Genomic DNA, 26,462 nt, shown 5'->3' with positions numbered 1-26,462 from the left:
CCAAATATTGAGTAGGGGTTTACAATGGAACTAGGTCTTATCGTCACTTTCATCGTCGCTGCAGCCGTAATGGTTAAGAAAGAGATGACTAGCACTAAGTAATTCGTTCATTTGCTCCATTTTTTATATTCTTTTTTTGCAAATGAAGTGGATAAAAGCTCCTAAATTAGGGGCTTTTTTGTTATCTAATGTCAATAGAATTAGATAATTAGACCCGGAAATAGTAAAAAAGCCAGCATAGTGCTGGCTTTTGTCATTTTCAATAGTATTAGAATTCGTATTTGGCTGTAATAGCCCAGTTGCGACCTGCTTGAGTTTCGTCTAAATCAAGCTCGGTACGACCACGAACGTCGCTCCACGTCCAATACTTTTCGTCAGTCAGGTTAAATAGACCAGCACGTAGCGTTAAGTCTTCAACTGGAATGTAGTATGCAGTTAGATCTACAACTGTTGAAGATGGATTTTCAACTTGATCTGTAGTGCCACCATTGTCTCCATCTAAATTCAAATCGCTATTTGACTTTTTAGCAATGTAACTTAGCTGGATACTAGTACCCCAGTTTTGACTTGGCGCGTCATAATTTAGACCTACGACTGCGTTCCATGGTTCGATACTGTTAAGTGCGTTTCCATTACCGTCTTCACCTTCTGTGTAGGCGATAGCAAAGCGCGAGGTAATGCCTTCAAATGCACCTGTCACCGCACTCACATTAAGTGTGTTACCGAATTCAACCCCTTTTATAACCGCTTCATCCACGTTTACGTATTGGTATACATCGGGATCCGAGTTAGAAGCACCTTCTTCTACAACTTTATGATCTATAAAGTTAGTAAAATCACTGTAGTAGAACGCAATTTCTGAAGAGCTGAAATCAGTATTGTGTCGGAATCCGATTTCGTAGGTAATACTTTCTTCTGCTTCTAGTTGTGGGTTAGGGCGGTTTTCATATGAAGAGCCACCATCGTAAGAGTAATAAAGCTCATCAAAGCTCGGAGCTCTAAACCCTTGAGAAATTTGTGCGAACGTTTTTACTTGATCAGTTAACTCGTACACTGCACCAAGTCGACCTGTTACTGCTGAGCTAGAGTGCTTGTCGTAACTTACGTTAGGGTCGATACCCTCAGTTGTAACATCCGGTTTAGTTTCAAAGCTGTCAAAACGTACCCCTGGAGTAAGACGTAGTTTCTCACCGAGTAATAACATCTCATCTTGAACGAATGCACCATAGCGCGTTTCTTCTGCATTTGGTTGATAGAAAATAGTACTATCGGAATTATCGATCAGATTACGAGTCAAGTTACGGTTTTCAATGTCTTTGGTTTGGTAGTTTGCGCCGTAAATTAAGGTATGTTGAATACTCGCTGTTTCGATATACTTGGTTGCTTGAATATCGAATTGAACTGATTTCTCATTGTACGTGTACTCTTTATGTTCTGCACGTAGTGCATCATCACCTGTCGGTACGTCCGGGATTGGGTCACCAGGAACCATTTCACTTACTGACGTGATTTCACCGTTACGATGAGTGTTACCAAGCTCATCTTTTTTAACGGTTGCTACACCCCAAACCAGTTTATCTGCGATTGTAATGTCTTTTTCAAGAATATGTTTAAAGCCCAAACGAGTTTGTTCAGACTCATCATCACCATAGTTTTGACCCCATTCGATGTTGCCAAGACCCATTCTAAACGTAGGTGGAAAGCTACTGAAATCCATATCAGAAACAAACGTTTGGCCAGTCTTTTCTAATTGAGTTTCGGTTTGTTTCTTACCGTATTCACCAACGAATTCAATTCGGTTTTCTTCATTGATTTGGTATTGAGCTTTTACAAGAAGGTTGTCATTTGAAGTATCTTGCTCATCTGGTGTACCGAAGTTATCAACTTCCTCTCCATCACGACGTGTATACGCAACAAGTGTTTCTAAGTCTCCAAACTTGTTTGCAAGGGCAACTGACTCAGAAAATTCATTTGTATCTGATGCATAACCAAGTTTAACGTAGCCACCAAGTTGCTTTTCATCAGAAACAAAATCTGATGGATCTTTGGTTTGGAAGGCTGCAATACCGGCGATACCGTCACTACCGTATAAGCTTGAAGCTGAACCTTTAACAATCTCTACTGATTTGAGCATTTCAGTATCTGTCATAACCCGGCTAGATTGAAGGAAAGAATAACCAGAATCATATCTCGCTGGCTGAGATACACCATCGACTAAAATATTGACTCGGTTGCCACCAAGCCCTCGAATATTAATGCCTTGAATCCCGTGGCGGCTATCTGTTTCTACAGATACACCCGGTGTGTATTTAAACGCGTCGCCAAGATCTTTTGCTAAGTTATTGTCGATATCTTCAGCCGTAACAACTGAAACTGAGCCAGCTACATCTTCAAGCTGTTGTTCGGTACGCGTTGCAGACACCACAACTTCGTCAAATAGGGCGTATTCTTCCGCATATGCAGTTGACGTCAGCGCTAAAAGGATTGAAGCTGACAGTAGAGACTTTTTATACATTATGTTTATTACCTTTTATCCATTTAGGTTTTTTCATTGAACGGACGGCATTCTATTGGATCTAAATGATAATTACTATTGTTTGCATTGGCGTTTTGGTGGTTATTCGTATGTCATATTTGTCTTATTTTCGAGAAAACCCTTAAATTACAACTAGATAAACATTTTGTTAACATTTGTAAAGGTTCCACTGATGCTCATTTTGTGTGATGAGTATCACTTAAATGGCCTTGTTTATAGATAAGGAAAGCAGTTGTGCAGAGTCCAATAACATTAGAAGCACTACATATTTTGGATGCGATTGAAAGGCGGGGCAGTTTTGCCGCTGCAGCTAATGAGCTAGATAGAGCCCCATCTTCTCTTAGCTATCAGATTCAAAAATTAGAACAAGATTTAGATATCATGATCTTTGATCGTTCAGGGCATAAAGCCAATTTCACCGAGGCAGGAAAGCTGATCCTGGAAAGAGGGCGAGACATCCTGGCTGCAACAGAAAAGTTAGTGAATGATGCGAGCGTGTTGGCAAACGGTTGGGAATTGGACATCTCCCTCGCTTTTGATGGAATCATTCCGGTTAAAAACTTTTTCAATATGGTGTCTGAATTAGGTAACGTTAGTTCGACACGAATTAAGCTTCAAGAAGAGATCTTAGCGGGGTGTTGGGAGGCGCTGAATACAGGTCGCGCGGATTTACTCGTCGCTCCGAGAATTGATACGTTACCTCAAGATGTGAAAGCCGAAACGATCGGTACGATGGAAATGATTTGGGTCGCGGCAACTGATCATTATGTTCACAAGCGTGTAGGAGAGTTTGATGAGACTGCGCGTGAAAAATACCGAATAATCGCGATCGCAGATACTGCGAGAGAGCAACCAGCAATAACCGTTAATATTACGCAACGTCAACCGAGACTTACTGTTACGAATTTCTCGGCTAAGGTCGATGCATTAAAATTAGGTCTTGGAATTGGTACTTTACCGAAAGAATTAGCGTTAGAGTTAATAAATGAAGGGTCAATCAAACAAATCGAAGGCACAGAAGCGCAGTCTATCGACATAATCTTAGCTTGGAAACGTAACAAAATCGGCGAAGCTAAGTCTTGGTGTATTCAATACTTAATGAAGAATTGGAAAACCGCCGCAAAGGTATAAGTCGTTTAGGGGAGCAAATTGCTCCCCTTTGTTTTAATCAGTCAATGCTAAGCGCATATCTGCGATGCCGTCTTCGAATTGAACATCTAAGGTAAATCCGAGTTTCTGCGCCAACATAAGCATTCCTCGATTAGTTGGCATAGTCATACCCGACATTTGCAATGTCCCTTTGTGACGACAGTATTGTATGACTTTGTTCATAAGTACTTTGCCTAGTCCATTTCCTTTAAGATCCGAACGGATCAAAATAGCAAACTCGGCATCGGTATTTTCTGGATTGATCAATGCCCGAGACACGCCAATGATTGGTGAACCTTCTCTGGATTGGCTTACGGCGACAAACGCCATTTCTCGGTCGTAATCGATCTGAGTTAGGTTAGCCAATGCTTCGTGGTTAAACTCGCCAACGTCGGTAAAGAAGCGTTTATAAAGATCTTCTTTGGATACATTATTGATGAAGTCAGCATGATGAGGCTCGTCTTCAGGCAATATCGGACGCAGCAATACTTGTTCACCGTCTTTAAGTTCTATCAGCTCCTCATACTCGACAGGGTATGGCCGAATTGCGAGCCTTTGCTGCGCATCTCCTTCGTAGCGCTTCAAAATTAGGTCAGCATCAATAATGGTAAAGTTAGAACCATTAGCGAGTACTGGATGAATATCCAGTTCGTGTACTTGAGGGCAGTCAACAACCATTTGTGAAATACGAACGAGTAATTCGGATAGTCCATGAATGTCCATAGGTTCAGGAAGTTTTTGAGGTCGTATCTTTCCATTTTTGATTGCTCTAACAATCAGATAACGTGCTAACGCCATATTAAGTGGAGGAAGTGCAGATGCTGCATCAATTGATTCATCCCACTCTGAACCTCCTTGCCCAAGTAAGATTACTGGACCAAAGGTATCATCGTGCTTAACTTTAATTCTTATCTCTTCACCGCCGGCGAGCTTGGCCATACCTTGAACCAATAACCCATGAATATGAGCAGAAGGATAAGAGAGTTTTGTGCGATCAAGTATAGCGTCGGACGCGTTTGCAACTTCTGTGCTATTGCGGAGGTTAAGCATCACACCTTGTACGTCAGACTTATGCGCGATATCAGGTGACCGCAATTTGACGGCGACAGGATAACCAATTTGTTCGGCGACGTGGACTGCCTCACTGGAGTCAGAGGCTATCCAAGTTGGCAATACTTCAAAGTTGAAGCAGCGCAAAAAGGGACCTATTTGATGAGTATCCAGTGACACTGTGTTTTTATCCAGTAACTTTTCCTCAATCCAATTATTTGCTTCATTGAGTTCGGTAATATGGACAGGCTCGGCGGTTGTTGGTGTCTCCATCAGTTGTTTTTGGTTACGTCTGTATTCTACAAGGTGCATGAAGGCAACGACCGCACTTTCAGGAGTTCTATAGGTTGGAATACCTGCTTGAGTAAAGATATCACGAGCTGGCTTTGCCGTTAGTTCACCAGACCAATTGGTTAAAAAGTTAAATCGCTTGTGTCGAGGGTGAGCCTTTATAGCATCAACAACTGCTTTGGCGGTCAGCTCAGAATGGGCAACAGCTGACGGACTATGCATGATTAAGATAGCATCGGCACAATCGGTATCCATCAGGGCGTTCAAGGTATTTACATAGCGAGATTGATCCGCATCTCCGACCATATCTATAGGATTATTGTAACTCCAGCTGGTGGGTAGGAGGTTGGTTAGTCGATCCAGAGTTTCTTCAGATAGCTCTGCCAACTTTCCGCCACGTTCAAGTAAGGTGTCTACCGCCATGATTGCTGGTCCACCACCATTAGTAATGATGGCGAGCTTTTCACCCCGGAGTGGAACCGAATGAGTAAGCGTTTCGACGGCCGCAAATAGTTCATGTGAGTTTTTCACTCTAAGCATGCCTGTACGGCGAATTGCTGAATCGTAGATAATATCAAGTGTATCGTCACCACCGGTATGGGCTTTAGCGGCAATACGTCCAGCGGAGGTCTTACCGCCTTTAAGAACCAGAATGCGTCGGTTGCGCGAAGCGGCACGCGCGGCTGACATGAAGCGGCGTGAGTCCTTGATCGTATCTACATAAAGAAGGATCGCCTCGGTATGTGAATCTGTACTCAGATGATCGAGAAGATCAGAAAAGTCGATATCTAATGCGTTGCCTAAAGAAATGAACGCTGAAAATCCAATATTCTTATCATTCGCCCAATCTAAAATAGTGGTACACATAGCCGCGGACTGGGAAATGAATGCAATTTTTCCTCTTTCGGCCGTCACTGGTGAAAAAGAGGCATTAAAGTTAACCCATGGCAATATGAGTCCTAGGCTATTTGGACCGAGTATTCGCATGCCACTATGTTTTGCGATTCTTAGACAGACAGATTGAATACTTTCGCCGTCGTAGTTTGATAGGTGCATATCGGCGGAAAGCACAATGACAGACTTAACTTGCTTTTGGGCCAACTGTTCAAATAGTGCTTGGTTGTACTTGGCGTGTGTACATAATATTGCGACGTCAGGGATGATAGGGAGTTGGTCAATAGATGGATATGCTAGGACTCCACAAACGGATGAGTATTTTGGCGTAACAGGCATAATAGCGCCTTCGAACCCGCCGTGGAGCAAATTTTTCATGACAATGTTGCCGGCTCTCATTGGTTTAGTCGATGCACCAATAACTGCTACGGAACGAGGTTTGAAGAGTTGATTTAAGTGACTCATGGTTTGCTCCAAATCTAGCGACACCATTCATCCTAGCGAACCTAACGGTTAAATTCTTATCCATTTCGATGTTGTTTTAATCAGATCACCTCGGCGCAGGTAAAGTTTGTGCCATGCGTCACAGTGTATTGATATATAATTAAAATGTTGGGTTGATTCTATCTCTATCTAACGGCATGATTTACAGTAATTTCTAGTTAAGGCATTTGAAAATTTCATGAATAAAATTGCGATTGTTGGCTTATCAGTGGTGCTTTCAGGTTGTGTGTCGAGTGACTATGTCACCGATGTAAGCTCGGAAAGCTATCGTGAGGATTACAAAACAGCTCAGGTTGAACAACCAGTTGTATCACAACAAGGAGTGACCAACGGCATTTCAGAAGACAACGTGAAGTCAGACGTTGTTAAAATGTCTCCAACTCAAGAAAAGCAGGTCGTTAAGGCTCAGCCACAAACAAAACCAGCAGTTGCGATTATTCCTCCGACAGCAAAACAGCAAGCGATGAATCCTCGTTACGGTTTCACCATTCAGGTAGTGGCGGTGGGCTCTCAGACTAAAGTTGATCAATTCGCACGTAAACTTCCACGTGACAATCAGCCAGTTTGGGAAAACTACAAGGTTGTGAATGGCACTAAGTGGTATTCAGTACTTTACGGTGATTACGCAACTCGAACTGATGCGAAAAAAGCGATCAGCGAGCTACCTGCAGAGTTCCAAGCGCTTAAACCATTTGTGAAGAGTATTGATGCGATTAAGAACTCTCAATACCCAACTTTAAACAAGTTGAACTAATAGCATTTTTATAAGAAGGGGCATTCGCCCCTTTTTTTACGCCTAAATTATAAGCACTCAACAGCCAAATAGAGAAATTAACAGTGAAATCAGTGTAACTGGATGCGCTTTTGATTATCATGTTTTTCTAATCCCTCTGTTGTGTCACGGAAAGATCGATTAATGACTAATACGACAATTCTACTTCTTTGCGGTGGTGGTTCATCTGAACATGAAGTATCACTGGTTTCAGCTAACTTCCTTCAATCTCAGTTAGAGCAAACTTCACACTTTAACGTTATACGCGTAGAGATGAAAACAGACGGTTGGTATACCAACAGCGGTGAACTTGCGTATTTAGATACCAACTCTGGGACGTTAAACACTGCCAGCGAGCAAACCAAGTTAGACTTTGTAGTACCTTGTATTCATGGTTTTCCTGGTGAGACTGGGGATATTCAGTCTATGTTGGAATTATCAGGTATTCCATACTTAGGTTGTGGACCTGAAGCGAGTACAAATAGCTTTAATAAAATCACGTCGAAGTTGTGGTATGACGCTTTAGGCATTCCAAATACGCCTTATATTTTCCTTTCAGAAAACAACCAACAAGCATATACACAAAGTGAAGAAGCATTTGAAAAGTGGGGAAGCATCTTTGTCAAAGCAGCTCGACAAGGTTCGTCTGTCGGTTGTTACAAGGTAACGGAAAAATCACAACTGCAAAATGCTCTAAATGATGCGTTTGGCTATTCAGATCAAGTATTGGTTGAACAGGCCGTAAAACCGCGAGAGCTTGAAGTTGCGGCTTATGAATTGGATGGAGAACTTCATATAACGGCGCCAGGCGAAGTAATAGCGCCGCAAGATGCGTTCTATTCGTATGAAGAAAAGTACAGTGCTGACAGTCACTCAACGACGGAAGTTGTTGCTTCAAATTTGACAGAAGAGCAGCTAGAAGTGATCCGTGTTAGTTCGGAAAAAGTATTCACACAAATGAGACTACGTCATTTATCACGTATTGATTTCTTTTTAACTCCGGACGGACAAATATACTTAAACGAAGTAAATACCTTCCCAGGAATGACGCCAATATCTATGTTCCCTAAAATGTTAGAGAACAATGGACACAGCTTCTCTGCATTTTTAACGAACTGCGTTACGACGTCACTTTAAGTCCAAGGTTTAATCGTTCTAAATACGACCTTTTCATTTTCAGCTTGTGCCTTATTACCTAAGTAGTGATAAGGCATAGCAGCACTTTGCCAACGTCCCAAGCGCTGTATTTCTCGCACTTTCTTTCCTTGTTTCGCCAAATTTTCAACCGCACCAACACGCAACGATTGCCCCGAAAATTGGACGTCTAACCCAAGCCGAGTACTTGCATTACGTAAGATACGATAGATTGAAGAGTCATCTAGAGCGGTGTTACTAACAACATTGTACTTATCAATCGCGGTAAATAGAGGTCCTTGGTCATAGCATTTTACGCTGATCCATTTACGTAAATAGTGACTAGCAGTCTTGGTTAAAGAATAGGTACCGCCACCAATAGATACATCTACGTGTTCTTCAGTGTTAAATAGGTCATCGTGCGTTAGGGCTTTAAGTTCAGAACGCTTTAGCATGCATTCAAACATGACATGGTAGATGGCAAGGTCACGTTTATCTTTTAACTTGCTAGAACGTTCAAGGCGCTGAGTTATCGTCTGCAAATGTTCAAGTGTAAAAGGATGAGCTGTAGAAGAATCATGTTTTTTTTCTGTCCTCATACGAGACATCAGCGTCTGAATTGCTTGAGTGGAAGTGGGATCGGTAAAACCTAAAGTTCGATGCACTAACCCCAGCGTTACGCTGTAACGCTTGATGGTTGAAAATTTTCTTTGTTGAGATTCTCTCTCCAAAAATAAGCGAACTGCGGTAGAAGAGGCGGGAAGAGGGCATACGCGTCTGCGTTCACAGAAAGCTTGGAATAGGTTCCAATCCTTTCTCATAGCTAACAATGAGTTACGGGAATAGGAATAATCTGTAAGGTTATTTATATCTTCAAGCTCTATCATTTTAGAAAATAGCGATACAAATTGATTTCTGTGCTCACTACATGTGATGACGCGAACGATTTTCTTCATTATTACGCACTATAACCAATAAACGTATGATAAATATACTTGATAATGAGCAATTTACAATTATTATTAAACTAACTAAATACAACGATAAAAATTATTATGGCTGCTGCTACTTACCGGGGATTTACCCTAAAAACTGCTGGAAACACGACCGACGTTTGGCAAGTTCAAATTAAGAATCATGTATTGTCTGGAAGCATGGCTGCTGTTAAGAAAAGCATCGATTGGTTCTGTGATACGGCGACGATCATTGACCCGAAAGAATTTAGCTCTTTAGCAGAGAAAAAAGCACAAACAGGCAGTCCTTCTCAAGAGAACTTTAATGGCTATACGATTAAGAATGATACTGGTGAAGTGAATGGCTGGTATTGTTTTTTCAATGGACGGCTAATTAAGGGTGGAAAACTTGCTATACAGAAGCATATAGAGGCATACTTGGTCGCTAAGAAAAAAGCTGAACAGCAACAGAAGAAGTAATAGATATGACTCTTGTATATAGTACTGACGTAGGTCGTATTAAACCTGAAGAAGAGAAACCTCAGCGTGAAAAAGGCGATGGTATTGTACGTATCATGCGCCAAACGAAAGGACGTAAAGGTAAAGGTGTTTCGATTGTGTCTGGTTTAGATCTAGATGACGCACCATTAAAACTACTTGCTGCTGAACTTAAGAAAGTTTGTGGCTGTGGTGGTTCTGTTAAAGACGGTACGATTGAGATTCAAGGTGATGCTCGCGATAAGATCAAAGCACACTTAGAAAAGAAAGGTCATACAGTTAAACTAGCTGGCGGTTAAACCTAATTATTGGTTTGTTAATCTGTGATTATCAAACTAGTTATTAGGTATTTTATGTAAAATGCAGTTATGTTGAATGGTAAGCGTATTTGACTGAAAATGTCTATGTTAGAAGAGAGCACGAACATGTGCTCTTTTTAATATCACGATCATTTAACATAATATACATAATGCGAACTTAGGTGAGGATTTAATAAGAGCGTTAATCCACAGCATTTCTTAACTTCTATTCCTTAATTGCTGCTTTTACTGGTCCTAACTGCCAATCGTTATAAGCATAAGATCGTGCGCTTGCCATATATCTTAAGTTTAGGTTTCTATTCGTAAGCAGAATCTCAACAAACAGATCATTCTCACTACGGTTGATTGGTTGAAACGTTAAGACCTCGTCGTGGCAAGTTCGTTTAAATTCTAACGGTGTGCCGTTAGCCAAAATGCTCACATTTGGACTGTCAGTAAAATATTCGTTTTTACCGCACTGAACGCCTTCTAGAGAAAGCTCTAGCCTGTGTCCGTTAAACACGCTCAATGTTGGCAATGGGATCGATTTAGCTACGACATTTTCTGATTTAGCTTGTGCTGTTAAAGAAACACTTGTTAACGCGGTAAGTACTAAAGGCAATGCTTTGATTTTTAGGTTCGTCATGTTTGGTTACCGAATCTGCAAATAGATGACAGTGTCCCATCAATTTAGCACAGGTTGTTTGCATCTGGTCCGTCAGTTGTTCAATTTTTGAATCTATCCACGCCCAATACAAGCTTGCATTCAAAATTACAACCTGAATTTGTTACAAGATCACTAGATAGAATAATTAACTGGACGAAAGTAAGCACTTACTGTTATTGCTTTCAGGTTTGTAATTTAATTACATTTTGTTGTTTGTCGTCGATCTTGGTAGTGATTTATTTGCTTGTAAGTGACTGATATTTAATATTATATTGTCAATGTGTCGTTTGGTCAGTTCGACTTTCAGTTTGGTTACAAGTGTCATTTCTTGTTGTGTTTTCATATGGTTTTTAAGTTTGGCTGTTGAGAAGTTTTAACTCAGATTATTTTGTGGTGTTATAGTGCGTTATTTTCATTAGACGAAAAAAAAGAGCAGTCCCCTGCTCTTTTCTCTTGTTCTTTTGGCTATTATTGCTTGGCTGCTTCCGCTCGTATTTGCTCAGCTACAACCTTGATTGCTTGTGCGGTGCTCATTCCTTCGGCCATCAGTTTTTGGATTTTCTCAACGGCTTTCTGTTGTTCTTCATGACTGAGTGGCGGTAAATCGTCAAACATAAAAAAAGGCTCCTAATATTTTAGGAGCCGACTATATTACGATTTAGGAGATTAGGCTAGTGTTCCTACTCTTTCGCTTAGTAACTTGTTAAGAAGTTTACGTAAGCACCCATCGAATTTTCGTTGGTGTAGCTTGCACCAATATCGAGTTGGAACAAGTTTAATGGTGATAAACCAATACCAGCTGTAATCGTATCGTCAAGATCATCATAAGCAAGGTTTCGCTTCCAACCTGCGCGTAGTTTTAACTGGCGCATAATATCAACTTCACCACCAACTCTTAGCATTTGAGTGTTGTCGTCGAAATTAGTGTAACGTTCTTCTTCATTCAAGTCGTAGTCAACACTGATTGTTGCATAGTCTGCTACTAAACCAACACCTACAGTATATAGTGGGCGCATTTGATATGCGTAAGAAACAGGATCAAATGTTCTAGTTTGAGTACTGTCTATGCTGGAGGTAACAGTCGAACCCGCTAACTCCTGCGTTTTTATATCTCGTGATACTAAGTTAGTCGCAGATACACCAACTCGTAGCGGTCCATAAAACCAAAGGAAACCTGCGTCCATATTAAACATGGTTTCGCCAGTGCCGTTATCACGAACATCTTTAATATCGTAATTGTTTAGGTTTGCTGAATAAACGTATGTGTATATTCGTTGAATTTTGGGCGTGATACCGAAGGAAATATGTTGTCCAAGAAAGGTTTGGTATTTTGCTAAAGATATGCCAACTTCTGTAACACCAACCCCAACAGCATTAACTGCACTTAATTCTGCATTGATAGCTGGGTTTAGCGCTGGATCAACTGCACTGTTTGCACCATCGTAAATGTCAGTTTGGGCAAAGGATTCAGCATAAGCTTTACCGAATACGTTCGCTGCGATGTAACGGTTAGGTATTGCAAACGCAACAACACCACCAAACTCTAGCTTCGCTATGTCACCGTTTAACGCCTCTAATGTTCCTTCCAACTCTGCAACATTTGAGTAGTCACCACCAATAGCTTGATCGATAAGACCTGCTGCTTTATCAAGATCATCAACCATCATATGTTCGTCGCTATAAGACAAACCGATGCTTGGAGTGATCATACCGACATCGTCGTTTCTACGATAAATAGCAGTCAGGGCTGGGTTGTAAAAAGGAGCTGTAAGAAAGTTTGCAGATACAACGCCAACACCACCCATAGCATCACCACGGGCTTCGATTGCATAGTTTGCTGCTGACGCTGAAGAAGCGGCAAACATAATAGACAACGATAAGAGTTTTAATTTGTTTTCCATATCGGTATAAACTTTTTAGGTTCCATGTGTTTATATCGACATATTGTGTATTAACTTGAACTATTCCTCCACTGAAACATCATACGTTTTACTAATTATTTGTGATTGCTCTACAATTATCGGGCCTTGCCAACGTTGGTGCTTCATAGAAACCGCTAAAACATAACGTCCCGGATCAATTGGCAGGGTTCCTAGTGAGGTCGGATAATCTGAATCGTAGCTTTCGCTCCAGATTTGACTATAAGTTCCATCAACATAGTCATAGATTGAAGTTTCTAATTTCGGCAATGGGCAGTGTCTATTGAGTAGTGCGTTTTTCTCTACCTTCCACTGAGCCTTTGCATTCCATCGAACAGAGACTTTAGCTTTTGGTTCACCCAGTACTAGCCATGAACTCCATGATGTTTCGTCAGACGCCGTAATATCAACACGATAAAGCCCCATTTTCACGCGGCTATTCAAATTGTAGCGTTTAATATATCGGGTGAATTGTGACTCTTCGTCGGCACCCACTTGCGTTAACGTTGTGTCTGTCGAGATTGCTTTAGAGACCCAGCGAGTTAAAGAGATGTCTTTTAATTCTTTACTTGTCCCTACTTCAACAATTGCTCTATAGGAGTCGCGACCAGGGCTTTGAATTTCAGTGCGACGGACAACGACAGTATTGATCCAATCAGGTAAGGTCTTGTTATCAAGGCTTTTACCGCAATCTACTTCTAGTGACTGGAGAAAAAGATCATTCAAGTGAGGGATAATGCTTTGGTTTTTTTCAAGCTGCCAGACTTCGACCAGCGAACTGAACATCGCGGGCAAATCATCATCAAGCAGATGTTTATGAGCTTGAGTTAAAGGCGAGTTACTTTCAAACCAAGGAACTTGAGTAGCTGAAAGCGGTGCACTCACTACAAGTGCACCGAGAAGAAAAGCTGGCTTATTCATTAAGCTTTCATTTTGTAACCAACGCCACGCAGTGTCTCGATCTCTAGCCCTGGTAATTTCTGGCGTAGCTGAAGAACGTGTGTGTCAACCGTACGTGTTGTTGGGAAATGGTTATAACCCCAAACGTGATCTAATAGTTCATCACGTGTGAAGACTCGACCTAGGTTGCTTGCCAAGAATAACAGTAGGTCAAACTCAGTACGGGTTAGCGTGATTGCTTCATCTTTATACTGTACTTCGCGGGTTGCTTTATCTATTACCAAGTGCTCAGTGATTACTTTGCTATCATCACCCGCCTCACCTTCTGGTGCACGCAGTTGTGCGCGAATACGAGCAAATAGCTCTGCTTCAGCAAATGGTTTCGTTAGGTAGTCATTAGCGCCGGCATCTAAGCCCATTACTTTGTCTTTAACGGTGACTAAAGCCGTTAAAAGGATAACCGGTACTTCTTTGATTTTTTTCCATTCGGGTAATTGTGATACTGAATCACCATCAGGAAGTTGGCGATCAAGGATCACTAAGTCAGCTTTATCCCAATATTGAGCAACATCGGCGATCGTTTCAGAATGAAAACATTCGTATCCCGCTTGCTCCAAGCTTACTAATAGGCCATCAGCCAAGTTCTTATCATCTTCAACGAGAAGCAGTGTCTGTTTCACAGGGTATCTCCAAAATAAACGTTGTTGGTGGACCAACTAAAGACATCTTACCGCCCATTCGTCCTACCATTGATTCAACGATGGTTAAGCCTAAGCCAAGGCCACTTTTACTTACAAAAGGCTTTCTCAGTTGTCGCCAATCTTTTGCTGACAACTCGCCTTGGTCAATCACTTTAACCGTAATCTTCTGCTTTGAGGTTGTTACATCAACAACCACTGGAGCAACGCCGTACTTAACAGCGTTGCGGATTAAATTGTCTATGCATGTGCCTAACCAATATACATTAAGCTTGGCAGCAATATCTTCATTAATAACGAACTCGACATTGTTATTGAACTCTTCTTCAACCTTGAATTCTAACCATTCTTGAACGGAAGGAACCCAGTCGGTCGCTAGCGGCTTATTATCTGATTGAAGATAATCTTTGCTCGCTTCAGCAAGCTGTCGTAAACGTCTAGAATCTTCACACAAACGTCGGAATTCATCGTAAACTGTTTCAGGTAATTGCTCAAATTCACGTCTGAAGCCTTCTACCGTCAACGATAGACTTGCAATTGGCGTTCGTAGTTCGTGAGTCAGTATCTGCAAGATGAGCATTCTACTTTTCATCTCTTGGCGCTTCGTATTCCAGCGATATACTGACCAGCCTAACACCAGTAAGATGTTGGCAATCACAAGGGCTACCATGCTCATACGTAGAAGATCGGAATGGTCTTCTACGTCCCAACAAAGATTACCTCTTTGAACAAAACAACTATTGGACTCGCCGCGTAAGCTAAACGCGAGTCCCGCTGTTTCAATATTTTTTCTCCAGATATGCTCTGGAAATATTAAGTAGTTGTCACTCTGCCTTAGCCAAAGTTCATCGAGTTCTATGAACATACTTGAGCCAGAGATAAGTGCCACAATTGCGTCTTCGTTCATTCGTTGTAATCGACCTAGCAACGTCGAATCTGGCGCAAGTGACCTCTCTTTAATATGCATATATTGTTGCAAGTCATCTTTGCGTTCTGGGAACACCTCGACATAACGACTCGCGTAAGTGCCGCCACCAGGATGTATCAACGCGCTTCGAGCAAACCATTTATCGCTAAGTTTGTTCCCTTTACACATGGCTCGGGTGTAAACCAAAGGTTCGGTGATTAAGGGGCTTAGCGGCAGTTTACCGGTACAGTTTTTTGCCAGATGATAGAGCCTCTGAATATCACGTAGTGGATATGCGGAAGTTTGAGGCAACATTGATTCTGGAGTTAAAAGGCGCGTCGGATAATCTGATTGCAAGCTACGAATGTCATAGGACGCTGTAGCTTTTGCTTGATCAAAAAGATCGACAAACTGGTCAATACGCTCTGGTAATGACTCTGCATGCGCTTGACTACTTAGTAGCATCAACGAAATTGATAGCGTTTTTATCGTCGTTTTAATCAATGTAAAAATTCAATAAATCAGTGAGTTAGATTTAGAGTAAAACATTATGGCAAAAATATAAAATTGAAATGTGATATCAATGTCAGAAATGATAGCCAATAAACAAAAGAAGCCAGCGATTAAGCTGGCTTCTGAGTCGATATATAGAACTTATAACGCTTTAGAAATCGCGTCTACGCTCTCTTTGGCATCCCCGAAGAGCATTTGCGTGTTCTCTTTGAAGAATAATGGGTTTTGAACGCCCGCATAACCCGTATTCATTGAACGTTTGAATACGATGACATTTTTCGCATTCCAAACCTCAAGTACTGGCATACCAGCGATCGGGCTATTTGGATCTTCTAATGCTGCTGGGTTAACGGTATCGTTCGCACCGATTACCAAAACAGTATCCGTTTCACTAAAGTCATCATTGATTTCATCCATTTCAAGAACGATGTCATATGGGACTTTCGCTTCAGCAAGTAGTACGTTCATGTGCCCAGGCAAACGGCCAGCTACTGGGTGAATACCGAATCGAACCTCTACGCCTTGTGCTCGTAGTTTTTCAGTGATTTCGTGCACTGGATATTGAGCTTGAGCTACAGCCATGCCGTATCCAGGAGTGATGATCACTGATTTAGAGCCTTTTAGCATTTCTGCAACCTCATCAGCAGATGTTTCGCGATGCTCGCCCTGCTCTACATCATCAGAAATAATCACTTCCTGGCCAAAGCCACCTGCGATAACACTGATAAATGAGCGGTTCATTGCCTTACACATAATGTATGACAGAATCGCACCAGAAGAACCAACTAGAGCACCAGTTACGATGAGTAGATCGTTTGCAAGCATGAAACCTGCTGCCGCTGCTGCCCAACCCGAGTATGAGTTAAGCATTGAAACAACCACTGGCATATCTGCGCCGCCGATTGAAGCAACCAAGTGGTAACCAAAGGCAAATGCGATAAGCGTCATTACGATAAGGGCAAACATGCTACCGTCAGCTTTGACGAAGTAGATCATCAATAGCGTTGAAACTACGATGGCTGCTAAGTTCAACTTGTGTTTATGCGGTAGGTTTAGTGGTGATGATGAGATCACGCCACGTAACTTACCAAACGCAACAACTGAACCTGTAAATGTCACAGCACCGATGAATACACCTAGGAATACTTCCACTAAGTGAATCACGTGTGCAGCGTGCGCTTCTTGAGGGTTCAAAGCGGCTATCACTGGCGCATCGATATAGCTGTTGTAACCAACAAGTACTGCCGCCATACCAACAAAGCTGTGTAGAATAGCCACAAGCTCAGGCATTTCGGTCATTTCTACTTTTTTAGCGTAATGAATACCGATACCACCACCGATCACCATAGCGACAATGATCCAAACAAGGCCTTCTGAATCTGGACCAAAGATCGTAGCGATCAGTGCGATCGTCATACCAGCGATACCGTAATAGTTACCTGATCTCGCTGACTCTTGCTTAGACAATCCTGCTAAGCTCAAAATAAAGAATAATGCAGCAACAATATAAGCTGCTTGTACTAATCCTGCAGACATTCCCTGTTACTCCTTAGTCTTTACGGAACATTTCAAGCATACGCTTGGTCACGGTGAAACCACCGAATATGTTGATACTGGCGATAAGTACCGCGATGAAAGATAAGAATGAGACGACCCCATTTCCTTGACCTATTTGCAGTAATGCTCCAACCACGATAATGCCTGATATCGCATTTGTTACTGACATCAGCGGAGTATGCAAAGCATGAGTTACATTCCAAACAACGTAGTAACCAACAACACACGCAAGAACGAATACAGTGAAGTGAGATAAGAATGCTGCTGGAGCAACTGACGCGACCCAGCCGAAAGCGCTTAGACCAATAGCAAGTGCTGCAATTTTCTTGATTGGAGATACTGGCTCTTCAACTTTTGGCTCAGGTTTAACAGGTTGCGCTGCTGGCTTTTGTTCTGGCTGAGCGGATACTTGGATTGGAGGTGCAGGCCAAGTAACCTCACCTTCTTTAACTACTGTTACGCCGCGTAGAACGACATCTTCAAAGTCGATATTGATGTTTCCATCTTTTTCTTTGGTTAGTAGTTTTAGTAGGTTGACAATGTTTGTTGCGTAAAGCTGAGAGGATTGAGTCGGCAAACGACCAACCATATCTGTGTAGCCAACGATTTTAACGCCATTTTCCGTCGTGATAACCTGATCAGCTACCGTGTATTCGCAGTTACCACCGTTTGCGGCAGCAAGGTCAACAATAACACTGCCCGCTTTCATGCTATCTACCATCTCTTTGGTAATTAGCTTAGGTGCAGGTCGGCCCGGAATCAGCGCTGTGGTGATGATGATGTCGACATCTTTTGCTTGCTGTGCGTAAAGTTCAGCAGCCTTCTTGTTGAATTCGTCAGACATCTCTTTCGCGTAGCCGTCACCAGAACCTGAATCTTCTTTGAAGTCCACTTCTAAGAACTCAGCGCCCATTGATTGGACTTGCTCTTTTACTTCAGGGCGAACGTCGAATGCGCGAACAATAGCGCCTAAGCTACCCGCGGCACCAATAGCTGCGAGGCCTGCAACACCAGCACCTGCCACTAATACTTTTGCTGGTGGAACCTTACCAGCGGCAGTTATTTGACCCGTAAAGAATCGACCAAACTCGTGCGCAGCTTCAACAACAGCACGGTAACCCGCAATGTTCGCCATTGACGATAAAGCGTCTAAGGCTTGAGCTCGAGAAATACGTGGTACAGCATCCATCGCCATCACGTTAATGTTTTTGCTTGATAGCTGTTCCATCAACTCTGGGTTTTGTGCTGGCCAGATGAAACTGATAAGACTAGCCCCTTCTTTAATCAGAGAAATTTCATTACTCTCTTCAGAATACAAAGGCGCATTCACTTTTAAGATAAGATCGGATTGCCACACTTCATCAGTCGTTACAATCTTTGCTCCTGACGCTTCAAATGCTGAATTGTCAAAACTAGCTAGTTCCCCAGCCCCAGATTCGACTACTACGTCGAAACCCAACTTTAATAACTGCTCTACCGATTTTGGCGACGCAGCCACTCGCGTTTCTCCGGCGAGTATTTCTTTTGGCACACCAATTTGCATTAGCTATTCCTTGACTATTCGCAACAATGATTGTTCTGTTTTTATCCAACGGTTCGAGATACTTCAAGCATTTTGTAACAAAAACACAAAATATCATTACATATAACCATTGGTAATGAGTCAGCATGCTGATTATTCAGTTTTACTACAATGGATTACATATGTTGTAAGAGGTCTAACCAGAAGCGATAATTCATCATAAAAACAAAGAATTAGGTTCGTTAAATAAACAAAAGAGCCATCAGCATAACGACTAATGGCTCTTGAATTTATGATGTTTATCAAATTGAAAAGGATCTATTGAAAAATATTGTCGCCCATTTGGTCTATGAACATTTGTGCTTTTTTCAACATAAACTCATTGGCATCACTCTCACTTGGGAGAACGTCCGAGCGTATAAATCGGTGTGTCTTGGTTTCTTCACCGAACTGTTTAGTAATACGGCCGGCTATACGAAACTGCCCACCTTCAGCAAGAGCCTCTTGATAAATTAAGTATTCTTTATATTCCACAGGCTCAACTTCAACTTTTGGTTGCTCTTTTGCTCCACCGAACAAGCGTGAAAACAGTCCCACTAGGTACTCCTTGCTACTATTTTTATTTTTTAAGAATAGGTTTTTCGAACCATTCTAGTTCTATATCATCATCGAATTGTTGTTTACTAAATACAACAGGGATTTCATCTTTTCGATTTTTTCTTCGGTCTTCGATGATCATTCCTTTAGCTGCGATAACAGCACTTTCTGCATATTCTTTCAACGTGACTAAACGTTCTTCAGGCAGCGCTGATAGAAAGTCAATATCATGTCTTATATAGACAGGTCGCAGTTGACTGAGTGCTAGACAAGCAAGATCCGCTAACTGCTCATGATCGAAGTTTTCCACGAACTCTGGTTTTGCTAACACTTGCCCTACTAGAGTTTCCATGTAGTTATGCACATCTACACTTATTTGCATACGGCTCAGCTCCTTCTAAGAAAATGCGCTATCTTTACAGTATGGGTAAAATGTTCAATTGATACTATAGGTTGCGCACTCTATCATCAACTTTTGCACGCAATTTATTCATGCCCGCACTTTTCATACATAAGTTTAGTAAAAAGCTTGGAAATTCATCAAATAAAAGTATTCTTAACAAGCGTTCAATCAATAACTAATTCGTCTTAGGCTAGGTTTCATGTCGTTTTCTATCGTCACAACAAATTGGTTCCGTATAGCGTTGCCTCTTCTGCTGTTGACGTTCATCGCTTTTGGCATGAATAACGTTATCATGCTAACTCAGTCTAATCTTGGCATTGTATCTAAGCTGCCTTTTATCCTTTTTGCTATTGCGATTGTGCTAGCCAACGCTTTTAAACAAAGCCGCATAGCGATGGTCTCTAGTGCTTTAATGTTAGCCTATTGGGTTATTCAAGAAAGGCTACAATCCCCGCTCTCGTCAGGCACGACCATTTTAGAGCTTTCCCTACTCGCAGCGTTGTTACCTATCGCGCTATTGTTTGTCTTTAGCTATCGTGATTCCACACTCTTTTCTAGGTCGTTTGGATTATATTTAGTGACGCTGTCACTATTTATGTTTTGGTGCTACCTAATTTTGATGCACTTCTACGATGGTGGGTTCGACAATATTGATGAGACGTTCCTATTTGTATTGCCCGAAGTTTCGAAGCTGCCTTTTATTTTGGTCGTCTATTCTTTAGCGATGGTACTTATTTTTGCTATATGTGTATTGAGTAAGAATCGAATTGTTGATGTTGTTATTTACTCAGCTACCCTATTGGCTTCGACAACCTTTGTCTTTTTCCACATTACATTTATTTCAAGCACCATGTTCTCCCTCGCGGGTGTACTGCTTTTGATCTACTTGCTTTCTGCCAGCTATGAACTTGCTTTTACCGATTCATTAACAGAAATACCTGGACGTCTCGCATTAGAGTCAGACTTAAAACATTTAGGCCGTAAATACACTATCGCGATGCTCGATATTGACCATTTTAAATCGTTTAACGATACCTATGGCCATGACACTGGTGATGACGTATTAAAATTAGTTGCGTCAAAAATGCTGCTCGTTGGCGGACGAGCTAAGGTTTATCGCTATGGTGGAGAAGAGTTTACGGTGCTTTTCAAAGGTAAGTATGCGGATGAGGCTCAAGATCACTTAGAGTTGCTTCGTGCCTCTATCGAAAGTTACGACATGGTATTGCGAAACCAAGACTCCCGACCGAAAGATGATAAACTGGGCTCTAAAAAGCGTGGTTCGAAGAAAACCAGTAATACTGTTAATGTCACCATCAGTATCGGTGTCGCCGATAGTCAAGAGAGTTCAAAGGTGTCTGAAGTGATGAAATCTGCTGACAACGCTCTTTACAAGGCAAAGAAAGCAGGACGTAACCGTGTATGTATTGCGTAGCCCTAATCTACTTGATTAAAGAATAAGACAATACTGCCACCTTTTAAGTTGCTACCGTAGTTAATGTTAAGTCCAATACCTACGTTGTCTATCCATTCTGATTCAAATGGTGGCGTCATTAACCATCCAATAGAACCTTCATAATAGTATGGTGTGCCGAGAGGTGCGCTTGTGTCTCCGCCAATATCTATACGTCTAAAACTACTATAGAACGATTGAACAGAACGGCCCCACTTACTCACGTTATAGTAAGCCTCGATACCATTTGCCATGTACCAACCTTCAGGGTTGCCTACGTCTCCGTAGTTTGCTTCACCCCAGCCTTGGCCATAAAAATAGTGAAGTGAAGACGTTGCGTTCCAAGAGCCCCAATCAGTGGGTTTGTCGTATCTTAACTGCACGTGCGGTTCTAGTGACGCTGCCCATGCATCTGTATTGAAGATAACATTATCCAATACAGGCTTAACGTATTGATTCGAAAAGTCGCTACGATACTCATGTTCATTTTTGAAATATTGTAAATGCACGCCGATACCAGGCGTCAACGTCCAATGCTCTTCGAGTTGGTAGCGATACTGGTAAGCAGTAAAAGCGCCTAGAATGATCTCATTTTGATAATCTTTGGTATCCTTGGGTCGGATTTCAAGATCTTGGCGAGAACCTAATATAGAAAAGCGCGTGAACAATTGATGTTTATGAATGGCGTCTTCATCACTCAGATCGAATGTATAAGGAAGAGTTGAAACCGCAATTTGTTGTCTTAGGTTGATTGATTCTTGAGAGCCAATATCTTCGTTGTCGAGGTTAAACCATTCGTTTGGATCAAAGTCGTGCACACCAACGGTGAATACGTCACTGTCAGTTAGTACAATTGCTACTGAAAAGGCTTGTTCTAGGTAATCTTGAAAAACGGGATTACCTTTGGCCAAAGCGATAGGTGAAAAACACGCTAACGACAAGCCAAAGTAACGGTATGCTTTATTCGTTACCATCAATTCCGCATTCCAAATATATCTGTAATTAGAATAAGTTACTTTAAAAATTAACTAGAAACAATCGTTCTATTCTTGAAGGATACTAATGTACTGGTTACGGCCTGCTACTTTAGCTTGATACAGTTGCTTGTCGACGAGCTCATAAATTTGCTCGATACTTTCTTTTCCATTCGGTATTGTAGTCAACACCCCTTGTGACACTGTCACCGAGTCGGAGACATCACTGTACTCATGAGTAATGTTCGCTTCAGCTAAAGCCGATTGTATCCTCGCAGCGTCTTTCTGTGCTTTATCTTGGTCAGTGTGGCCGAGTATCACGACGAACTCTTCGCCACCGTAACGTCCCACCACTTCTCCGCTTCGCACAAACAAATTGGTAAGGATTTCTGCTAAGCCGATTAAGCACTTGTCTCCTTCGATGTGCCCATAATTGTCGTTGAATAGCTTGAACTTATCGACATCGAGTAGAATGATGCTGAGAGGAAGTTCATGGCGCCCATGAAGTAGGATCATCTCTTGAAGCTTTTGGTCGACAAACCGTCGGTTCTTCACTTTTGTCAGGCCATCTTCTTGAGCAAGTTTCTCTAGCTCTTGATTCGCTTTTGTTAACGCAGCAGATTTTTGCTTCAGTTCTCGTCGCATAAACGCGATTCTTTGCATAGCGATAAGTTTCGAATTAAGGACGATTTTATCAACGGGTTTAATTAAGTAATCATCGCCACCGGCTTCAATTGCACTTGCGATCATCGTTGGTTCGTCATGACTACTTAAGAATATTATAGGTACCCACTCTGGATAGAGTTTGCGTATCTGGGAAGAAACCTCAAAGCCATTCATATCTGGCATTGAGATGTCGAGTAAGATTAACTCTGGCTCAAAGTCAGGATAAAGTTCAAGTGCACGCTTGCCAGAATCGGCCATTTCAACGGTGTGCCCCAGCTGTTTTAGTCTAATAGCCAGTTGAATTCGTTCCATTTGAACGTCATCAACTAGGAGTATCTTCATAGAAGAACCACGTACATCCACTCTAGTTGCTCCGAGGTTTAATTGAAAGACTCATGAATATGAAGTAGGCATTCGATGAAAACCAATAAGAAATCACGTGCTTAGACTAAAAATACTACACAATTACATAATCCTCCATCCAAGGTTGACATTTAGCGCCAATTTTTTACGATAACGCCGTCATATACACATACAAGAGAAAATGAACATGTCTGACGTTAATCAATCAGAACAACCTAAAGTAGATTTAGCAGAAGTTTCTGCAGAACTGCGTCAAGTTATCGAATTTGACGAAGTACCAGAAGCAATGCACTACATGGTGACGTCAATCCATGACGTTTCAGAGGAAGCTGTTCGTGAAGCTTGGAATGAGCTACCAAATAGCGCACAAAACGTTTTAGACAACTTTGAGCAGTTCCATGCACTGATTTCAGTGAGCCAAGCGTTTGCTGGTTTGAACGTAATGGAAGAGTTCCCTACGTTGGATCTTCCAAAAGATATGACTGAAGAGCAAAAAGAAGAGTACCGTGCTCAGCTGCTTGACCAGGTTCTACACAATTGTGTGAAAGACATGGTTAAACAGATTAAGAAAGCACGTCGCGACCCTATTCTGAAGCGTGACTTCACTGACGTATTTGCTAAGTAATTAATTGCTAATTATTTGGTCGTACTAAAGAAAACGCCGCACATTTATGCGGCGTTTTTTAATGGGATAAAACGACATCTCGCTGCGTAACACTGACCCCTTTGATTTGCACGTAAACTGTCATTCCTTGCTCTAATTGCAATTCGTCTTTTGCCCACGCTGTAACGGTGGCATTTAGGCAACAATTTTGTGCTAGCTCTACTTGTACAGAAACGCTTTGTCTCTCGTGCCCATGAGATTGCGTTTCAATATGGCTTATCGTGCCTTGAAGTATATTTCGAATCGATGTTTGCTTTGGTTCTTCAAGCATCAGAGACACATCATTCGCTCTCACCTGAAGGCGTACGGCTGAGCCAATCTCACCTTCAATCCGTTGTACCCACAACGCGATACCTTTAGCTAGTTCGATTTGAGACAGCGCATACTCTTCATTGTGTCGAATTAGCTTGCCTTCAAACAACGTACTTTGCTCAGAGAATGATTGCCATGGGCGCATTGCTTTTGACGCCCAAACTTGTTCAATGGGTCCTGCTATTGCCACTTTTCCTTGTTCTATTATCACGAGATGGTCCGCCAATCTGAGAATCTCATTGAGGCTATGTGATACGTAGATGATTGGGATCTCAACTTGTTGGGCAAGCTGTTCAAGGAAAGGCATCACTTCGCGTTTCCTTGGTAAGTCGAGTGACGCTAACGGTTCATCCATTAGTAGAATGTCGGGTTTGGATAGAAGTGCACGCCCTATCGCTACCCTTTGCTTTTCACCGCCTGATAGTTGGTTTGGATAACGGTCAAGTAGTGGTATCAATGCGAGCAGTTCTGTTATTTCCTTAAAGTGATTTAGATCTGGGGTTCGTACCCCATATGTCAGGTTTCGTCTCACGTTGTAGTGTGGAAACAGACGGGCATCTTGAAACACATAGCCGACATTTCTTTTGTATGTCGGGATGTTAATCTTGTTCTCGGAATCATACAGCGTAGCGTTGTTAATTTTTATGCAGCCACGAGTGGGCTCTCTTAAACCTGCAATCACGTTGATCAGTGATGTTTTGCCGGCTCCAGAGCGGCCAAATATTGCAGTTATGCCCTTTTCTGGGAGTTGTAGGTCAATGTCGAATTCAATATTTCCAAGGTTCTGTTTATATTGGATCGTTAACTCGCTCATCGAACGCCTCCTAATCGACGTGTCGTCATTCGGCTTAGTTTTTCAGAAACGACTAAAGAACCGAGTGCGATAATGATTGAGATAATACACAAGCGCATTGCTTCAGCTTCCGATCCTGGAGTTTCTATAAAATTATACATAGCGAGTGGAATTGTTTGTGTTTCCCCCGGAATATTCGAAACAAAACTGATCGTTGCACCAAACTCGCCAAGGCTACGTGCAAATGCCAACATGGTACCGGTGATGATACCTGGAACAGTCAGCGGTAATGTTATGGTAAAAAAGATTTTAACTGGCGATGCGCCCAGTGTCGCGGCAGCTTGTTCTAGCTTTGTATCGACTGACTCAAGACTAAGACGGATTGAACGCACCATCAAAGGCAGAGCAACTACAATGCAGGCCAACACAGCGCCTTTCCAACTAAATGAGAACACGACACCAAAGTACTGGTACAGCCATTCACCGAAAAAACCTTGTCGTCCCATCGAGATAAGAAGTAAATAACCGACGACAACAGGCGGTAAAACCAGAGGTAAATGAATTAGGCTATCAATGAAGCTTTTACCAATAAACTGTTTGCGGGCTAACAACCAAGCGAGCCCAATCCCGATAGGAATAAGCCAAATAATCGCGTAGAAAGCCACTTTTAGGCTAAGTGACAACGCTTGGTACTCGTACTCAGTTAATATATCCATTGATAACTATAGACCTTGATTGAATCCGTATTTCCCCAAAATAGCTTGTCCTTCAGAAGAACGAACAAACTGAATGAATTGCGTAGTCGCTGAATGTGTATTCATCGCAGCTATGGGATAAACAATCGCTTGATGGCTTGCTCTTGGTAGACGAGCAACAACTTGTACCCTGTCTGTCAGTGCTGCATCAGTCTTGTAAACAATGCCAATTGGTGTCTCATTACGTTCAACTAACGCTAGTGCAATTCTGACATTTTTGGTTGGTGCTAAGTGCCCTTTTAAGTCGTTCCAAACGTTTAGGGATTCTAACGATTCTTGCGCGTATATACCTGCAGGAACTGCGTTCGGCTGACCAATGGCTATACGCTGTCCTTTGAGCACATCCAGCCAAGACGAGGCGCTGTTCACATCAAGCGTTAATTTACTCGTGCTTACAACGACGAGTTCATTAGTAGCAATATTAGTGACATTGTCACCCAATACCACATTCTTACTAACTAAATAGTTCATCCACTTTTTATTTGCTGCGATAAATACATCGACAGGCGCACCTTGTTCGACTTGGCGAGCTAATGAAGAGGTACCGCCATACACAGTGGTCACTTTTACACGATGAGATTGTTCAAATATCTCAACCATTTCGTCGACCGCATTGGTCATTGAAGAGGCTGCGTAGATACGTAGTTTGTCTTGAGCTATTACAGACATACTGAAAAACAAAGTAATCGCGGTGAGAACGGGTCGATATAGGTTAGTTT

Annotated in this window: 25 protein-coding genes; 7 read left to right on the top strand and 18 right to left on the bottom strand. The window is 42.0% G+C overall.

What is annotated here, in order from left to right:
• Nucleotides 1-268: 268 nt before the first annotated feature.
• Complete coding sequence (locus AAFX28_RS00530) at nt 269-2,515, bottom strand: TonB-dependent hemoglobin/transferrin/lactoferrin family receptor (protein ID WP_408684670.1); 2,247 nt, start codon at nt 2,513-2,515, stop codon at nt 269-271.
• A gap of 255 nt (nt 2,516-2,770) precedes the next feature.
• Here AAFX28_RS00530 and AAFX28_RS00525 point away from each other — a divergent pair, with 255 nt between their 5' ends.
• Nucleotides 2,771-3,667, top strand: a complete 897-nt coding sequence (locus AAFX28_RS00525; RefSeq protein ID WP_408684668.1) for a LysR family transcriptional regulator — start codon at nt 2,771-2,773, stop codon at nt 3,665-3,667.
• 33 nt (nt 3,668-3,700) lie between these two features.
• On the opposite strand, the gene AAFX28_RS00520 is transcribed toward AAFX28_RS00525, so the two are convergent.
• On the bottom strand, nt 3,701-6,385 hold the full coding sequence (locus AAFX28_RS00520; RefSeq protein WP_408684666.1) for a bifunctional acetate--CoA ligase family protein/GNAT family N-acetyltransferase: 2,685 nt from the start codon (nt 6,383-6,385) through the stop codon (nt 3,701-3,703).
• Nucleotides 6,386-6,602: 217 nt separating this feature from the next.
• On the opposite strand from AAFX28_RS00520, the gene AAFX28_RS00515 reads away from it, so the two are divergent.
• Nucleotides 6,603-7,178, top strand: a complete 576-nt coding sequence (locus tag AAFX28_RS00515; RefSeq protein WP_408684664.1) for an SPOR domain-containing protein — start codon at nt 6,603-6,605, stop codon at nt 7,176-7,178.
• Between the two features lie 162 nt (nt 7,179-7,340).
• Nucleotides 7,341-8,333: a D-alanine--D-alanine ligase gene (locus AAFX28_RS00510; protein ID WP_408684663.1), complete on the top strand. Its 993-nt coding sequence runs from the start codon at nt 7,341-7,343 to the stop codon at nt 8,331-8,333.
• On the opposite strand, the gene AAFX28_RS00505 is transcribed toward AAFX28_RS00510, so the two are convergent.
• The gene (locus AAFX28_RS00505) at nt 8,330-9,286 is read right to left on the bottom strand and encodes a tyrosine-type recombinase/integrase (RefSeq protein ID WP_408684661.1); all 957 of its coding nucleotides are present in this window, start codon (nt 9,284-9,286) and stop codon (nt 8,330-8,332) included. The genes AAFX28_RS00510 and AAFX28_RS00505 overlap by 4 nt on opposite strands.
• Before the next feature lie 99 nt (nt 9,287-9,385).
• Between AAFX28_RS00505 and AAFX28_RS00500 the strand changes: the two genes are divergently transcribed.
• Together AAFX28_RS00500 and yciH are read left to right on the top strand one after the other, a co-directional pair.
• Nucleotides 9,386-9,763 carry a DUF3319 domain-containing protein gene (locus AAFX28_RS00500; protein WP_408684660.1) on the top strand — a complete coding sequence of 126 codons (378 nt, stop codon included), beginning with the start codon at nt 9,386-9,388 and terminating at the stop codon, nt 9,761-9,763.
• A gap of 5 nt (nt 9,764-9,768) precedes the next feature.
• Nucleotides 9,769-10,080 (top strand): stress response translation initiation inhibitor YciH, encoded by a 312-nt coding sequence (gene yciH, locus AAFX28_RS00495; RefSeq protein WP_408684658.1) that lies wholly within the window; start codon nt 9,769-9,771, stop codon nt 10,078-10,080.
• A gap of 226 nt (nt 10,081-10,306) precedes the next feature.
• Here yciH and AAFX28_RS00490 read toward each other — a convergent pair whose 3' ends face one another.
• From AAFX28_RS00490 to AAFX28_RS00445, 10 genes are all read right to left on the bottom strand, one after another.
• The gene (locus AAFX28_RS00490) at nt 10,307-10,726 is read right to left on the bottom strand and encodes a hypothetical protein (RefSeq protein ID WP_408684656.1); all 420 of its coding nucleotides are present in this window, start codon (nt 10,724-10,726) and stop codon (nt 10,307-10,309) included.
• Between the two features lie 489 nt (nt 10,727-11,215).
• A complete protein-coding gene (locus AAFX28_RS00485; protein ID WP_408684654.1) occupies nt 11,216-11,362 on the bottom strand; it encodes a YoaH family protein in 147 nt (48 codons plus the stop codon).
• A gap of 77 nt (nt 11,363-11,439) precedes the next feature.
• Nucleotides 11,440-12,648 carry a conjugal transfer protein TraF gene (locus AAFX28_RS00480; protein ID WP_408684652.1) on the bottom strand — a complete coding sequence of 403 codons (1,209 nt, stop codon included), beginning with the start codon at nt 12,646-12,648 and terminating at the stop codon, nt 11,440-11,442.
• 60 nt (nt 12,649-12,708) lie between these two features.
• A complete protein-coding gene (locus AAFX28_RS00475) occupies nt 12,709-13,587 on the bottom strand; it encodes a DUF2861 family protein (protein ID WP_408684651.1) in 879 nt (292 codons plus the stop codon).
• The gene (gene vxrB, locus AAFX28_RS00470) at nt 13,587-14,246 is read right to left on the bottom strand and encodes a response regulator transcription factor VxrB (protein WP_408684650.1); all 660 of its coding nucleotides are present in this window, start codon (nt 14,244-14,246) and stop codon (nt 13,587-13,589) included. The genes AAFX28_RS00475 and vxrB overlap by 1 nt, the downstream gene beginning before the upstream one ends.
• The gene (gene vxrA / locus AAFX28_RS00465; protein ID WP_408686784.1) at nt 14,221-15,636 is read right to left on the bottom strand and encodes a sensor histidine kinase VxrA; all 1,416 of its coding nucleotides are present in this window, start codon (nt 15,634-15,636) and stop codon (nt 14,221-14,223) included. The genes vxrB and vxrA overlap by 26 nt, the downstream gene beginning before the upstream one ends.
• Before the next feature lie 189 nt (nt 15,637-15,825).
• Entirely contained in the window at nt 15,826-17,220 is a 1,395-nt protein-coding gene (pntB, locus tag AAFX28_RS00460; RefSeq protein ID WP_408684648.1) for a Re/Si-specific NAD(P)(+) transhydrogenase subunit beta, read from the bottom strand.
• 13 nt (nt 17,221-17,233) lie between these two features.
• Nucleotides 17,234-18,784 (bottom strand): Re/Si-specific NAD(P)(+) transhydrogenase subunit alpha, encoded by a 1,551-nt coding sequence (gene pntA, locus AAFX28_RS00455; protein ID WP_408684646.1) that lies wholly within the window; start codon nt 18,782-18,784, stop codon nt 17,234-17,236.
• Between the two features lie 297 nt (nt 18,785-19,081).
• A complete protein-coding gene (locus AAFX28_RS00450; protein ID WP_408684644.1) occupies nt 19,082-19,360 on the bottom strand; it encodes an HlyU family transcriptional regulator in 279 nt (92 codons plus the stop codon).
• A gap of 22 nt (nt 19,361-19,382) precedes the next feature.
• Nucleotides 19,383-19,742: a late competence development ComFB family protein gene (locus AAFX28_RS00445; RefSeq protein ID WP_408684643.1), complete on the bottom strand. Its 360-nt coding sequence runs from the start codon at nt 19,740-19,742 to the stop codon at nt 19,383-19,385.
• A gap of 220 nt (nt 19,743-19,962) precedes the next feature.
• On the opposite strand from AAFX28_RS00445, the gene AAFX28_RS00440 reads away from it, so the two are divergent.
• Entirely contained in the window at nt 19,963-21,198 is a 1,236-nt protein-coding gene (locus AAFX28_RS00440) for a GGDEF domain-containing protein (protein WP_408684641.1), read from the top strand.
• A 2-nt stretch (nt 21,199-21,200) separates the two neighbouring features.
• Here AAFX28_RS00440 and AAFX28_RS00435 read toward each other — a convergent pair whose 3' ends face one another.
• Both AAFX28_RS00435 and AAFX28_RS00430 read right to left on the bottom strand, forming a co-directional pair.
• Complete coding sequence (locus tag AAFX28_RS00435; RefSeq protein WP_408684639.1) at nt 21,201-22,190, bottom strand: Solitary outer membrane autotransporter beta-barrel domain; 990 nt, start codon at nt 22,188-22,190, stop codon at nt 21,201-21,203.
• 69 nt (nt 22,191-22,259) lie between these two features.
• The gene (locus AAFX28_RS00430) at nt 22,260-23,198 is read right to left on the bottom strand and encodes a diguanylate cyclase (RefSeq protein WP_408684637.1); all 939 of its coding nucleotides are present in this window, start codon (nt 23,196-23,198) and stop codon (nt 22,260-22,262) included.
• Between the two features lie 208 nt (nt 23,199-23,406).
• Between AAFX28_RS00430 and AAFX28_RS00425 the strand changes: the two genes are divergently transcribed.
• Entirely contained in the window at nt 23,407-23,844 is a 438-nt protein-coding gene (locus AAFX28_RS00425; protein ID WP_408684635.1) for a DUF3069 domain-containing protein, read from the top strand.
• A 58-nt stretch (nt 23,845-23,902) separates the two neighbouring features.
• Here the strand turns inward: AAFX28_RS00425 and modC are convergent, their stop codons facing one another.
• From modC to modA, 3 genes are read right to left on the bottom strand one after another with little or no spacing between them, the layout of a single operon-like run.
• The gene (gene modC / locus AAFX28_RS00420; protein WP_408684633.1) at nt 23,903-25,009 is read right to left on the bottom strand and encodes a molybdenum ABC transporter ATP-binding protein ModC; all 1,107 of its coding nucleotides are present in this window, start codon (nt 25,007-25,009) and stop codon (nt 23,903-23,905) included.
• On the bottom strand, nt 25,006-25,704 hold the full coding sequence (gene modB, locus AAFX28_RS00415; RefSeq protein ID WP_408684631.1) for a molybdate ABC transporter permease subunit: 699 nt from the start codon (nt 25,702-25,704) through the stop codon (nt 25,006-25,008). The genes modC and modB overlap by 4 nt, the downstream gene beginning before the upstream one ends.
• 6 nt (nt 25,705-25,710) lie before the next feature.
• Nucleotides 25,711-26,412: a molybdate ABC transporter substrate-binding protein gene (gene modA, locus AAFX28_RS00410; RefSeq protein WP_408684630.1), complete on the bottom strand. Its 702-nt coding sequence runs from the start codon at nt 26,410-26,412 to the stop codon at nt 25,711-25,713.
• Between the last annotated feature and the right edge of the window lie 50 nt (nt 26,413-26,462).

This window comes from Vibrio sp. TBV020 (assembly GCF_046056895.1).
Classification (GTDB): domain Bacteria; phylum Pseudomonadota; class Gammaproteobacteria; order Enterobacterales; family Vibrionaceae; genus Vibrio.
This window is presented reverse-complemented; position numbering and strand designations above follow the sequence as displayed.